14 protein-coding genes are annotated in these 13,860 nt (G+C 54.2%); 7 read left to right on the plus strand and 7 right to left on the minus strand.

Features of this window, described 5'->3' with window-relative positions; translation table 11 throughout:
• A complete protein-coding gene (locus PS2015_RS12485; RefSeq protein ID WP_058022543.1) occupies nt 1-1,155 on the plus strand; it encodes an anhydro-N-acetylmuramic acid kinase in 1,155 nt (384 codons plus the stop codon).
• Here the strand turns inward: PS2015_RS12485 and erpA are convergent.
• The 4 genes from erpA to argC all read right to left on the minus strand — a co-directional run bounded on the left by erpA (nt 1,141) and on the right by argC (nt 3,801).
• Nucleotides 1,141-1,494 (minus strand): iron-sulfur cluster insertion protein ErpA, encoded by a 354-nt coding sequence (erpA, locus tag PS2015_RS12490; RefSeq protein WP_058022544.1) that lies wholly within the window; start codon nt 1,492-1,494, stop codon nt 1,141-1,143. The genes PS2015_RS12485 and erpA overlap by 15 nt on opposite strands.
• Nucleotides 1,495-1,571: 77 nt before the next feature.
• On the minus strand, nt 1,572-1,997 hold the full coding sequence (locus tag PS2015_RS12495; RefSeq protein ID WP_082628128.1) for a bactofilin family protein: 426 nt from the start codon (nt 1,995-1,997) through the stop codon (nt 1,572-1,574).
• Between the two features lie 3 nt (nt 1,998-2,000).
• Nucleotides 2,001-2,723, minus strand: coding sequence for a DUF6776 family protein (locus tag PS2015_RS12500; RefSeq protein WP_058022545.1), 723 nt, complete (start codon nt 2,721-2,723; stop codon nt 2,001-2,003).
• A 40-nt stretch (nt 2,724-2,763) separates the two neighbouring features.
• Nucleotides 2,764-3,801: an N-acetyl-gamma-glutamyl-phosphate reductase gene (gene argC / locus PS2015_RS12505; RefSeq protein ID WP_058023343.1), complete on the minus strand. Its 1,038-nt coding sequence runs from the start codon at nt 3,799-3,801 to the stop codon at nt 2,764-2,766.
• A gap of 143 nt (nt 3,802-3,944) precedes the next feature.
• On the opposite strand from argC, the gene hemJ reads away from it, so the two are divergent.
• The 5 genes from hemJ to PS2015_RS12530 are packed head-to-tail and all read left to right on the plus strand — an operon-like array spanning nt 3,945 to nt 8,225.
• Nucleotides 3,945-4,367, plus strand: coding sequence for a protoporphyrinogen oxidase HemJ (gene hemJ / locus PS2015_RS12510; RefSeq protein ID WP_058022546.1), 423 nt, complete (start codon nt 3,945-3,947; stop codon nt 4,365-4,367).
• Between the two features lie 2 nt (nt 4,368-4,369).
• Complete coding sequence (gene thiD / locus PS2015_RS12515; RefSeq protein ID WP_058022547.1) at nt 4,370-5,194, plus strand: bifunctional hydroxymethylpyrimidine kinase/phosphomethylpyrimidine kinase; 825 nt, start codon at nt 4,370-4,372, stop codon at nt 5,192-5,194.
• A complete protein-coding gene (gene thiE, locus PS2015_RS12520; RefSeq protein WP_082628129.1) occupies nt 5,191-5,889 on the plus strand; it encodes a thiamine phosphate synthase in 699 nt (232 codons plus the stop codon). Before thiD ends, thiE begins: the two co-directional genes overlap by 4 nt.
• A gap of 13 nt (nt 5,890-5,902) precedes the next feature.
• Complete coding sequence (gene hemL / locus PS2015_RS12525; protein WP_058022548.1) at nt 5,903-7,207, plus strand: glutamate-1-semialdehyde 2,1-aminomutase; 1,305 nt, start codon at nt 5,903-5,905, stop codon at nt 7,205-7,207.
• A gap of 22 nt (nt 7,208-7,229) precedes the next feature.
• On the plus strand, nt 7,230-8,225 hold the full coding sequence (locus PS2015_RS12530; protein WP_058022549.1) for an adenosine kinase: 996 nt from the start codon (nt 7,230-7,232) through the stop codon (nt 8,223-8,225).
• Between the two features lie 27 nt (nt 8,226-8,252).
• Here the strand turns inward: PS2015_RS12530 and dnaJ are convergent, their stop codons facing one another.
• The 3 genes from dnaJ to grpE all read right to left on the minus strand — a co-directional run bounded on the left by dnaJ (nt 8,253) and on the right by grpE (nt 12,062).
• Nucleotides 8,253-9,371, minus strand: coding sequence for a molecular chaperone DnaJ (gene dnaJ, locus PS2015_RS12535; protein WP_058022550.1), 1,119 nt, complete (start codon nt 9,369-9,371; stop codon nt 8,253-8,255).
• Nucleotides 9,371-11,293, minus strand: coding sequence for a molecular chaperone DnaK (gene dnaK, locus PS2015_RS12540; protein ID WP_058022551.1), 1,923 nt, complete (start codon nt 11,291-11,293; stop codon nt 9,371-9,373). The genes dnaJ and dnaK overlap by 1 nt, the downstream gene beginning before the upstream one ends.
• A gap of 142 nt (nt 11,294-11,435) precedes the next feature.
• On the minus strand, nt 11,436-12,062 hold the full coding sequence (gene grpE, locus PS2015_RS12545; protein WP_058022552.1) for a nucleotide exchange factor GrpE: 627 nt from the start codon (nt 12,060-12,062) through the stop codon (nt 11,436-11,438).
• A 61-nt stretch (nt 12,063-12,123) separates the two neighbouring features.
• Between grpE and recN the strand changes: the two genes are divergently transcribed.
• Nucleotides 12,124-13,845: a DNA repair protein RecN gene (recN, locus tag PS2015_RS12550; RefSeq protein ID WP_237113327.1), complete on the plus strand. Its 1,722-nt coding sequence runs from the start codon at nt 12,124-12,126 to the stop codon at nt 13,843-13,845.
• The last annotated feature ends 15 nt before the right edge of the window (nt 13,846-13,860 follow it).

A 13,860-nucleotide genomic window follows, 5' to 3' on the forward strand; every position in this document is an offset into this window, starting at 1 on the left:
GTGAATCACCCGGCGTCTGCCTATTATATCGGGCTGATATCGGGCACCAGCGTTGACTCAATAGACTGCGCCCTGATTGAGACCAGCGGCAGGGAGACACGCCTGCTGGCCACTCAAAGTGGCAAAATCTCCGACTCACTCCGATCACGTATTTTGACTCTTTGCTCGGGCGAGCCGGTGCCACTGTCTCTGCTGGGCGAGACGGACATTGATGTTGCACGACAGTTTGCCGCCACGGCACTTGAACTTTTGAACGCACAACAATTAAGACCAGAGCAGATCAGCGCTATTGGCAGTCACGGCCAGACTGTCTACCACCACCCGGAGAGCGCCAGCCCGTTCAGCATGCAGATTGGCGACCCCAGCACCATTGCAGAAATCACCGGCATTACCACCATAGCCGACTTCAGACAGCGCGATATGGCAGCCGGCGGACAAGGTGCACCACTGGCACCACTTTTTCATCAACACTTTTTCTATCAACCTGACGAGCCGGCAATGGTGCTGAACATTGGTGGCATAGCAAACCTGACGATGCTGGCCCGAGATATCGATGAAACACCCAGCGGATTTGATACCGGACCCGGCAATGTGCTGATGGACAGCTGGATAAACGCGCAGACCGGCGCCGCTTTTGACAATGGCGGGCAATGGGCTGAGGGCGGCCAGGTCGATGAATCACTACTGGCTCAGATGCTGGATGATGCCTATTTTAAGCGGCCACCACCTAAAAGCACCGGGCGCGAATACTTCAACGGAACCTGGCTGGCCCGACAGATTCAGACCGCTCAGGCCCGCACGGGCGAAGCGAACAGCTCACCCCGCGACATTCAGCGCACATTGCTTGAGCTGACCGCTGTCACAGTCGCAAGAGCTGTCGAACGACATGGCAAAGGATATACACGACTGGCTGTATGTGGCGGCGGAGCACATAACCGGGCGCTGATTTCGCGCCTGCAGCAGCTACTTGTTGACAGGCACGTATGCTCCAGCGAGGCGCTTGGCATGGCGCCAGACTGGGTGGAAGCAGCAACCTTTGCGTGGCTGGCTGCGAACACCCTTGCACAAAAGGCCATTGACAGTGGCTCACTTACGGGCGCCAGACACCCGGTTATTCTGGGTGGAATCTACCCTGGTCGCTCAGATAGAAAATGATGATCCGCAACCACAAGTCGTGGTCGCCATCGGGTTATTAACAACGAATCTGGATCCCTCCAGATTTTCGACGTAATCCACCCTGGACCCGACCAGGTATTGATAGCTGAGCGGATCAACGATAAGTGTTGCTCCCTTATGCTTGACGATCGTGTCATCGTCAGCAACTTCCTCGTCGAAACTGAAGCCGTATTGAAATCCAGAGCAGCCGCCACCGGTCACAAAAACCCGCAACTTGAGCGAAGGTTTACCTTCCTCGTCGATCAGGCTTTTCACCTTGTCAGCGGCATTATCTGTCAGCGCGATGATGACGGGTTCATGAGTCTGTACGGTTGACATAAAACAGCGGGTCCACAGAAGTTGGGATTAAAGCTAAGCGTGAAATTATGGCCATATCCGAGTATTTTAGTCAACTATTAGTCCGTGTCAGAGTAGGTCTCGCCACGCAACAAAGCCCTGGGCTCCGGCCTGGCTTTGGTATCACAGACCAGACTGCCATTAACACGGGCACCCATCACCATTTCAAGCAACTGGTAGTAGACTGTGCCACTGACCCTGGCGCGGGCGCCCAGCTCAAGCTGTTTGCTTGCTCTCACATCACCGTTAACACTGCCATTAACCACAGCAACCGGCACACTGATATTGCCATCTACCCTTCCCTGGTCAGCAATTCTCAATACGGCCTCGGAGTCATCATCAGCAACAATGTTTCCTGCCAACTGACCTTCAATAATCAACTCTCCGGTAAAGCGGATGTCGCCCTGGATCTCGGTACCAACAGAAATAAGCGTATGATGGAGACTACCCGATCGGGCCAGGTTTTTATTTTTTGCGCCAAACATGTGTTACTCCTGCTTCAGTACCCACTGCGATTCAAATTCTATGTCAGGCACACTGGCCGATCTGCCTGCGCCGCGAACCTTCACCTTGTCCGGCTCAAAATCCTCCGGAACAATCAGAAAACCACTGAGTCGGCGCAAATATTTCAGAGCAATGGCATGAGACTCCAGCACCTTGATTGCGGCTGCCTGGTCCAGTTGCTGACCCAGCAAATCGACATCAAGCAAAATGTCGGCTGATTCACCATTGCTCCCGGTCATGCCCACGTCCAGCTCGTAGTAAAAATAACCCGGCACATCTGTGGCTCTCACCTCCCAGCGCAAGACCAGCAGTTCAGGCTGCGCTTGACCCGTTGTACCCAGGACCTGGCGGTACAGCGCGTTGTCACGCTCTGTGGTCGATAACTGCTGACGCAACTCGCTTAGCAATTGACGGGCATTCTGAGCAGCCTGCTGGTCAAGTAACCTGGTCCGCTCAACAAATGTCAGCCGCTCCCTGACCTCTGACAGCTCATTTTCTGCCTGAACTGCCCGGCGCTGAAAATCTGCCTGAACTACCCTGGCGGCAGTCAATTCATTTGCCGTCCGTTGATAACCGAGCCAGTAGGCACCGCCAATGGAGAACAGCAATAATGCAACTGCCATCAGTACCGCTAGCGCCTGCATACGGGGACGGTGTGGCACAACTTTCATTCGATAGTGCCGACGACCTTTGACATTACCGGCCATCAGTTATCACCTTCTCCGAGCCGCTCCGCACTCATGGTTGTTATAACAACAGAGACAAGGTCTGCAGGCCTTCATTCTCCGGCAGACCAAACATGATGTTCATATTCTGAACCGCCTGACCAGAGGCACCCTTGACCAGATTGTCGATAACCGACAAGACAACAATGGTGTTGCTGGCTGGCAGGTAATGAACTGCCATCTGGCATCGGTTAGAACCTTTAACATTTCGTGTAGCCGGCTGGCTGCCCGGAGGCATCACATCAACAAATAGCTCGTCCGCATAACGCGCTTCGTACAAAGACTGCAATTGCTGCGCCGAAACATCGCCCAGGGGAGTCGCGTAGAGCGTTGCGTGAATACCACGAATCATCGGCGTCAGATGCGGAATAAATGTCAGATTAACAGCCTGCCCTGCCGCTTTCTCCAAGCCCTGGCTGATCTCCGGCAAATGTCGATGACCGGCTACCCCATAGGCATTCAGCGACTCGGACGCCTCGCACAGCAGACTGCCTACAGCAGCCTTTCGCCCGGCACCGCTGACTCCGGACTTGGCGTCAGCGATCAGACGCGAAGTATCAACGAGCCCCGCTTCCAGCAAGGGCAAAAAGCCAAGCTGAACGGCAGTGGGGTAACATCCCGGAACCGCCACCAATTGCGCCTGGCGGATGGCATCACGGTTAACCTCGGGCAGTCCATAGACAGCCAGCTCAATCAGCTCGGGACTTTCATGTTTTTCCTTATACCACTGCTCCCACAGCGCTCTGTCCTTGAGGCGAAAATCAGCGGACAGGTCTATGATCCGGGTACCTTTTGCCATCAGTGAGGCCGCACTTTTCATCGCCACGGTATGAGGCGTAGCATAAAAGACCACATCACAGGCAGCCAGAGCCTCGTCATCCGGATTGCTGAAGGCAATATCGATATAACCCCGCAGGTTGGGGAAAACGTCAGCAACGGGTGTACCGTCCAACTCGCGGGAAGTCACTACCTGCAGGCACACATCATCTCGCAGCGCCAGCAGCCTGAGCAATTCCACGCCTGTATAACCCGTAGCTCCGACTATTCCCACCTTGATCACAACAATCTCCTCAATCTGTTTGATATGCATTGCCCGCTCATTCTAGCACTAGATCACTGCTTTTGACGTCACCCGTCTGTACTCGACAGCTCACCGGTTGCATAATGACTGCCTGTTAATACATCTCCACATGCGAGTCGATTATGGCCTGGTTAGAAGCGTTCCATATAATGTCGGTGATCACCTGGTTTGCAGGTATTTTCTATTTGCCCAGATTATTCGTTTACCACGCCATGAGTGATGACCAGGTGAGCAAAGACCGTTTTGTCATTATGGAACGCAAGCTGTTCAAAGGCATCATGACACCATCGGCAATCGCCACTGTCTTGTTTGGCAGCTGGCTGATTGCTTCTGCGCCGGATTATTATCTGCGCCAGGGCTGGCTGCATGCCAAGCTGAGTCTTGTGGTCCTACTGATTATCTACCACATCAGTTGCTGGTGGTTCATGGTGCGTTTTCGTGAGGATCGCAATACACACAGCCACAAATTTTTCCGTTTTTATAATGAAGCCCCTGTGCTGGTGATGATCGCAGTTGTCATTCTGGTTGTGGTTAAACCCTTTTAATCGTGACAGCAGCAACTACGCAGACAGCGTGTGTCCTGTGCCTGAGCGGACTGGATCCCAGCGGTGGCGCCGGCATTCAGGCCGACATCGAAGCCATTTCGGCCATGGGAGCACATGCACTGCCGGTCGTTACCACACTCACCGTTCAGAATAGTGTCAACGTTATAGCCACTCAGCCAGTCGACGGGAATCTGATCAGACAGCAGGTCAGCACCCTGGTGGCTGACTTCCAAATCCAGGCGATCAAAATCGGCCTGATCGACAGCCCGGAGACTTTGAAAGTAGTTGCACAGATATTGGCAGACATGCCGGATATCCCGGTGATTGCCGACCCGGTACTGAAAGCCGGCGGTGGCTTCGACTTCGACACCGCCGATCTGCTAACGCTGTACCGAAAACTGATCATTCCCGCCACATGGGTACTGACCCCGAATACGGATGAGCTACGACGCCTGGTACCGGACTCGGCAAGCCAGGAGTCCGCTGCCAATGAACTGCTATCTGCTGGCTGCGAGTTTGTGCTGGTCACGGGCACTCATGACAACACTGAGAGCGTCATCAATCGGCTTTACGCACAGGATGCCAGGATTCCGGCACAACAGTGGTCCTGGCCCCGGCTGACAGGCAGCTATCATGGCTCAGGCTGCACGCTGGCCAGCGCTCTGGCAGCCTGCATTGCCAAAGGTCTGAGTATTTCTGATTCAGCGCAACAGGCTCAGAATTTCACCTGGCACGCGCTGAATAATGGCTTCCGGCCAGGCTCCGGCCAGCACTTTCCGAATCGTCGACCAGCGTCTGGGACAGTCGACATGCCTCTGCTAGAATGACGCGTCACAGTGACAACCCGCAAACGACACAAACAAAAGAGCGACACCGAGAATTGAATCCGCATCACCCATTGCGCGGCGTCTACGCCATCACCAACGAGCACCTGCAACGGGGTGGTGATTTAATAAATGCCGTAGAGCAGGCTTTGGTCGGCGGTGCGGCTTTAATCCAGTATCGCAACAAGACCGCCAGTTTTGCAGACAAAGTCAACGAGGCTGCACAACTCAAATCCCTTTGCCAGACCTATGGTGCCCGATTGCTGATCAATGACGATATCGACCTGTGTCAGGCTGTGGATGCCGACGGTGTGCATCTGGGCCAATCCGACACCGGCCTGCTCGATGCCCGCGAGCGTCTGGGTGCCCGGGCGATCATTGGCATAAGCTGTCATAATAGCGATGAACTGGTGCAGCAAGCCGTACGTAACCATGCTGACTATATCGCGCTGGGGCGTTTCTTCCCGTCATTGACCAAACCCGGAGCGCCACCAGCCACGTTGATGGACCTGCAACGTATCCGGGCCATGACAACTTTGCCTATCGTTGCTATTGGTGGTGTCAGCGCAGAAAACGGTGCTTTATTGGTCGAGCACGGCGCTAATATGTTGGCCGCCATCAATTATATTTTTAGCGCGGATGACATCAGCAACCGCGTCCACGCCTTGAATAATCTGTTTAAGGCGCGTCAATTTTGAAACAGAGGTACTTATGACTGACTCTACTCACTACGAGCCCAAACGATCTGCCGAGTTGTTTGAAGAGGCGCAGCGCTACATCCCCGGCGGGGTCAACTCACCTGTGCGAGCTTTCCGTGGTGTCGGCGGCACCCCGCTGTTTTTTAGCGGTGGGCAGGGCGCTTATCTGCTAGATGAAGACAGCAACCGTTACGTTGACTATGTCGGCGCCTGGGGCCCCCTGATTCTGGGTCATTGTCATCCGGCTGTGATCAGCGCGTTACAGACACAACTCAGCAAAGGGCTGGGATACGGCGCATCAACAGCCGCCGAAGTTGAGATTGCCAAAACCATCTGCAAACTGGTTCCCTCCATCGAAAAAGTGCGACTGGTGACCTCTGGCACAGAAGCCACCATGAGCGCCATCCGCCTGGCGCGAGGTTTTACGCGCCGCGATAAAGTGGTCAAATTCGAAGGCTGTTATCACGGCCACGTCGACGGTCTGCTGGTAAAGGCCGGATCCGGCGCTCTGACACTGGGCGAACCTGACTCATTAGGAGTGCCGCGCTCTTATACTGATCAAACATTCGTACTGCCCTACAATGACATTGATGCCATGAAACAATTATTTGCCGACCATGGCGGTGAAATTGCCTGCATCATTGTTGAGCCAGTCGCCGGCAACATGAACCTGGTGCCACCAGTACCGGGTTTTCTGGAAACAATGCGCGAGCTCTGCACGCAATATGAATCCGTGTTGATTTTCGATGAGGTGATGACAGGATTCCGAACGGCACTGGGTGGAGCGCAGTCTGTCTATGGTGTGACACCTGACCTGACAACTCTTGGCAAAGTGATCGGCGGCGGCTTGCCAGTGGGCGCTTTTGGTGGCCGCGCTGATATCATGAACTGCATCGCCCCACTCGGACCTGTCTATCAGGCAGGCACCCTGGCGGGCAGCCCGCTGGCCGTGGCCGCCGGCCAGGCCATGCTGAATGAGATACAGAAACCCGGATTCTATGAAGGATTGACCCAGCGCACTTCACAAATGCTGGAGGGGCTGCAACAGCGCGCTGATGCAGCCGGTATTGCTTTCACCACCAATCAGGTCGGCGGCATGTTTGGCTGCTTCTTCACTGAAGAAAAGGCCGTGACCCGCTTCGAACAGGTCATGGCATGCAACGTTGAACGCTTTAAGCGCTACTTTCACCTCATGCTGGACAATAACGTTTACCTGGCACCTTCGGCTTTTGAAGCCGGCTTTGTGTCCGCCGCGCACGGCGATGATGAAATCAGACTGACACTGGACGCCGCCGAAAAGGCATTTGCAGCTCTTTAAATATAACGACAGGATTCATGTAATGACACGTTTTGATGTTTATGGCATCGGCAATGCTCTGGTCGATAAGGAATTTGAAGTTGATGATCAGTTTTTCACGGAAGCCGGTATAGAAAAAGGATTTATGACGCTGATCGAGGCCGACCAGCAGCAGCGCATTCTGGATCTGCTGACCGAGCGTTATTCTCTTAGAAAACGAGCTGGCGGGGGGTCGGCGGCCAATACCCTGTATGCGCTCAGCCAATTTGGTGGCACTGCGTTTTATTCCTGCAAAGTCGCAAATGATGAAACCGGTGATTTTTACGTGTCAGAACTGGGTGATCACAACATCCACACCAATCTGGGCAAAGTGCGCGAAACCGGCATGACCGGCCGCTGCCTGGTTATGGTCACTCCCGACGCTGAACGCACTATGCTCACGCATCTGGGCATTTCCTCTGAGGTTTCGGTAGATGACGTTCGCGAAGAAATCGTTACGCAGTCAAAGTATGTTTACATAGAAGGCTATTTGGTGACCTCAGAATCGGCTCGTGCCGCTGCAGTAAATCTTAAACAGACGGCTGAACTGAACAATATCAAGACCGCCATGACCTTCTCGGACCCAGCTATGGTGGAATATTTCCGGGATGGCATTAACGAAGTCATCGGCAGCGGTGTCGACCTGCTGTTCTGCAACGAGAAGGAAGCGAAGATATGGTCTGGCGAACAAGACTTTGCCATGGCCTGCGAACGACTGTCCGCAGTGGCCAGGCAGTTCTGTATTACACGCGGCGCGCGCGGCGCTTTGTTGTACGATGGCAGTGAGTACATCGATATCGCACCGCACTCAGTCAAGGCGGTCGATACCAACGGTGCCGGGGACATGTTTTCAGGCGCTTTTCTTTACGGTATCACTCAGGGCATGAGCTTCCGCCAGGCAGGCGACCTGGCCAGCCTGGCGTCAGCAACTGTCGTCACGGAATTTGGCCCCAGATTACGGCCAGAGCAGCACGGCGAGCTTCTGAAGCAATTGAGTTAAGGCCTTCATAAGACTCTGCGCGCCGGATCAGGCGCGCAGATCATCAACAAATTTCTTCACGCCATCAAACCAGGTGGTTTTCTTGGGTGACTGCTGACCCTCGCTGTCTCCGATGGTCTGAAACTCCTGCAACAGCTCTTTCTGGCGTCGCGTCAATTTCACAGGCGTCTCTACTACAACACGGCACAGCAGATCACCGGCGCCACCGCCACGAACCGAGGTTACACCTTTACCACGCAAACGGAACAATTTGCCTGTCTGCGTCTCGGCAGGAATCTTCAACTTAACCCGACCATCCAGTGTCGGAACCTCCAGCTCTCCACCCAGAGCCGCGTCCACAAAACTGATTGGTATCTCACAATGCAGGTCACGGCCGTCTCGCACGAACAGCTTATGTTCACGCATATGAATCTGTACGTACAAATCGCCGGAGGGACCTCCATTGACGCCGACCTGTCCTTCGCCAGTCAGACGAATCCGGTCGCCCTCATCAACGCCGGCTGGCACTTTAACAGACAGCGTTTTCTGTTCTTCAACCTGCCCACGACCGTGACAGGTATTGCAAGGGTCCTTGATTTGCTTGCCGCTGCCATGACAACGGGGACAGGTTTGCTGCACAGAGAAAAATCCCTGCTGCATTCGTACCTGTCCGACACCATTACAGGTGCTGCAATCCACTGGCGCGGAACCTTTCCTGGCACCTGAGCCGTCACAAGTCTTACAGGTTACGGCCGTCGGTATGCGAATTTTGACCGTGGTGCCTTTGACTGCATCTTCCAGATCCAGTTCCAGGTTGTAGCGCAAATCCGCTCCCTTGCGCACACCGCTGCGACCGCCGCCACGGCCACCGCCAAAGATGTCACCAAAGATATCACTGAAAATGTCTCCGAAATCACCGGCACCATGACCGCCTCCCTGCGGATTGACACCGGCATGCCCATACTGATCATAACGAGCCCGTTTGTCAGCGTCCGACAACACCTCAAAAGCTTCATTGGCCTCTTTAAACAAATCCTCTGACTCTTTGTTGTCAGGGTTTCTGTCCGGATGGTGCTTCATGGCGACGCGCCTGTACGCCTTTTTTATTTCGGCATCCGACGCGCCACGGGCGACGCCCAGTACTTCGTAATAGTCACGCTTGGACATTATTTGTCGTCCTTAACTTCCTCGAATTCGGCGTCCACAGCATCATCAGCGGCACCGCTGTTGTCGCCAGCGGCGGCATCATCAGCCTGTGCCGACGCACCTTGCTGCTCAGCATACATCTTCTGAGCCAGGCCCGAAGACGCTTCAGTCAAAGCATTGGTTTTGGCTTCAATTTCTTCCAGCTCACCGCCTTTCATGGCTTCCTCAAGTGCCGCGATAGCAGACTCGATCTTTTCTTTCTCGTCAGCATCGACCTTGTCACCTGCATCAGCCAGTGTCTTGCGGGTCGCATGCACAAGGCCGTCGGCTGTGTTCCGGGCGGTCACCAGCTTCTCAAACTTCTGGTCTTCAGCCGCATTGGCTTCGGCATCTTTAACCATACGCTCGATTTCTTCATCGGTCAGACCACTGGAGGCCTTGATGACGATGGACTGCTCTTTACCAGTCGCCTTGTCTTTGGCAGACACGTTGAGGATACCGTTGGCATCCAGATCGAAGGCCACTTCAATCTGTGGCATGCCACGCGGTGCCGGCGGGATGTCTGACAGATCGAACCGCCCCAGCGACTTATTCTGATTGGCCTGCTTACGCTCGCCCTGCACAACGTGGATGGTCACAGCCGTCTGATTGTCATCAGCGGTTGAGAACACCTGCGTCTTTTTGGTCGGGATAGTGGTGTTTTTGTCGATCAGAACACTGGTCACGCCACCCAGAGTTTCAATACCCAGAGACAGCGGTGTCACATCCAGCAGCAAAACATCATTCACTTCACCAGACAATACCGCAGCCTGGATGGCGGCACCCATGGCAACTGCCTCGTCCGGGTTCACATCGCGACGTGCTTCCTTACCGAAGAAGTCTGCGACTTTCTTCTGAACCAGTGGCATACGGGTCTGACCACCAACCAGAATGACATCATCAATCTTGCTGGCATCCAGACCAGCATCCTTAAGGGCCATTTTGACCGGCTCAAGGGTACGATCCACCAGACCTTCAACCAGTGACTCAAATTTAGCGCGTGTCAGTTTTTGCGCAAGATGCTTGGGACCAGAGGCATCAGCTGTGATATATGGCAAATTGACTTCAGTCTGTTGAGCAGATGACAGCTCAATTTTCGCCTTCTCAGCGGCTTCCTTAAGACGCTGCAAGGCCAGCGGATCACTACGCAGATCCATGCCCGACTCTTTCTTGAACTCATCGGCCAGATAGTCGATCAAACGCAGGTCAAAGTCTTCACCACCAAGGAAAGTATCGCCGTTAGTCGACAACACCTCGAAGGTGTGCTCACCATCAGTCTCGGCAATTTCAATGATGGAGATATCAAAAGTACCACCACCCAGGTCAAATACAGCAATCGTGCTGTCACCTGACTTTTTGTCCATACCATAAGCCAGTGCCGCAGCAGTTGGCTCATTGATAATACGCTTGACCTCCAGACCGGCTATCTTGCCCGCGTCCTTGGTCGCCTGGCGCTGCGAATCGTTAAAATACGCAGGCACTGTCACCACAGCCTCGGTCACCGGTTCGCCAAGGTAATCCTCAGCCGTTTTTTTCATCTTTTTCAGCACCTGGGCTGAAATCTGCGGCGGGGACATGTCTTTTTCGTTAACACGCACCCAGGCATCGCCATTGTCGGCCTTGGTGATTTCATAAGGCACCATTTTGATGTCCTTCTGAACCACTTCGTCCTGGAACTGACGACCGATCAGTCGCTTGATCGCAAACAGAGTATTTTTGGGGTTGGTCACAGACTGGCGCTTGGCTGGCTGACCTACCAGAGTCTCGCCATCTTTGGTGTAAGCGATCACTGACGGCGTGGTGCGGTCGCCTTCCGCATTTTCAATGACTTTCGCCTTGCCACCTTCCAGAATTGACACGCATGAGTTGGTGGTGCCCAGGTCAATACCGATAATCTTGCCCATACTATCCTCTCCAATGATGTCGCCCGCTTTTGCCGATATTTCCAGCCAGGGCTGACGTCCTCTGAATTAAAAACTGTTGAAGCTCTATATTGGTTCTTTACGGCCTATTTCAAGAGCAGCCGCGAAATAAATTGCGGTTTCCTCAGGCCTTAACGTCGACGCCATCGCCATCGGGAGCACGCGCCACCATCACCATGGCTGGCCGCAGGACACGTCCGTTAAGGGTGTATCCTTTCTGCATGACAGCCGTCACAGAATCGGGCTCAGCCGTCGAGCTTTCCATCATGCCCATGGCTTGATGATATTCAGGATTGAAGGGCTCGCCGATAGGGTCCAGCGGCTCCACGTTAAATTTCTGCAAACAGCCAATAAAGCTTTTTAACGTCAACTCAACGCCCTGTCGCAGTGCACTGACGCGCTGATCTTCCTGGTCATCAGTGGCCTGCAGTGCTCTCTCCAGGTTGTCGATAACCGGCAGCAGCTCCGAGACCAGTTTTTCCTGCCCATATTTATGGGCCTTCTCCACATCCTGCTCGGCGCGTCGGCGAATATTCTGCATATCAGCATGCAATCGCAGCACCTCGGTCTGATGCGAAGCCATGACCGCCTCAGCCTCTGCCAGTTTCAGCAGTGCCTGCTCCAGCGTGCGGGGCTGTCCACCCTCGTCCACTGTCTCGGTGTTATCCTGAGCAGCTGTTTCCAGCTGTTCTTCCGCACCGCGACTCTCGAATTCTTCCTGTTTACCCGTTTCCGGTGTCTGTTCAGTCATGTTTCCGAAACCTCAATTTCCCACCTGTTGAGTTATCTGCTCAATATGGGGACGCCGTGATATGATTCAAGGCTTGAATTCAGCGAAATTGCTTATCAATGACTATAATCACATCATCATGCTGACACATCTGTCTATCAGTAACTATGCCATCGCCGAAGCCCTGAAAATCGAGTTTTCGAGTGGCATGACAGCCATTACCGGAGAAACCGGTGCCGGCAAATCGATTATTCTGGGCGCCATGAGCCTGATCCTTGGTGACCGGGCCGATCGAGATGTTGTGCGCAGCGGCTGTGAGCGTGCCGATATCAGCGCAGAGTTTGATCTGAGCCACCTGACAGCTGCCCGACACTGGCTGGATGAAAACACGCTGCATGGTGATGACCCCGCCATCTGCCTGATCAGGCGAAGCATCACTGCGGACGGCCGCTCGCGGGCCTGGATAAACGGCTCTCAAGTCACTCTGCAGTCACTGTCCGCGCTTGGCGCATTATTGATGGATATTCATAGCCAGCACGAACATCACTCTCTGCTCAAAAAAACCACTCACCAGCAATTGCTGGACGATTTTGCCTCGATCAGCAAGCAGAGCGAACGGTTAGCAGAGCTCAGCGAACAGTGGCGTGCAGCACGACGCAAACTGACTGAGCTGCAGCAGCTCAGCGATGAACAGTCAGCGCAGCAGGAGCTGGCACGGTACCAGCTGGAGGAGCTTCAGCTACTGGCAGTCAGTACAGAAGAACTCGAACAACTGGACGCGGAACTCGATCAGCTGACGCACGCCGAAACCCGACTGGCCAGCCTGCAGAAACTCTTGTTACTGTGCCGGGAAGATGACGAAGTCAATATCATTCAGATGCTGCAACACAGCCAGCAGTTGCTGGTTGACTGCGATGCCAGTGCCACTGCATTTCAGGACATTCTCGAGCTGCTGAACACCGCATTGATTCAGGTAGAGGAGGCCGCCGGCGAGATCAATCGGCGTATGGACGCCATTGAAATCAACCCCGAGCGTCTGTCCCAGGTCAATGAACGCCTTAGTGACATTCATCAACTGGCCCGCAAGCACAAAGTCAGACCAGAACAGCTGCCAGAGCTGCAAGCACAAATTGAGCAGCAGCTACAGTCACTGGCCGACAACAATGATGAAATCAGACTTCTTGAGAAAAACGTCGACGAGTTGAACGGTCAATGGCTGACCCTGGCCAAAACCGTCAGTGCCGCCCGCAGACATGCAGCAGACAAGCTGACTCTGGCCATTAATGAACAATTGCAGGCATTGGCCATGCGGGATGCCCGGCTACACATAGCATTTAACGCGACTGATGCAGAAAAGCCCCAGCAATTCGGGCTTGAGCAGGCTGAATTCCTGATCAGCACCAATGCCGGGCAGGCCGCCAAACCACTGGCGCGTATTGCCTCTGGTGGTGAGTTATCGCGCATCAGTCTGGCCATTCAGGTCATTACCGCACTGACCTCCGACACCCCCACTCTGGTCTTTGATGAAGTGGATGTCGGTATTGGCGGCGATGTTGCAAAAACGGTGGGACGCCTGTTGAAACTACTGGGTCAACGCAGCCAGATCCTGTGTGTAACGCATCAGCCATTGGTCGCCAGCCAGGCCAATCAGCACCTGCTGGTCAGCAAGACTGCCGAGGATGGGGCAACCCAATCCTATATCAACACGCTGGACGCAGAGCAGCGCCTTCAGGAAATAGCCCGAATGCTGGGCGGCAATTCAGAAAAGTCGCTGGCGCATGCACGCGAGCTGATCGCCAACTGACGGAGCAGTCGGGAC

It is taken from the genome of Pseudohongiella spirulinae, assembly GCF_001444425.1.
Taxonomy (GTDB): domain Bacteria; phylum Pseudomonadota; class Gammaproteobacteria; order Pseudomonadales; family Pseudohongiellaceae; genus Pseudohongiella; species Pseudohongiella spirulinae.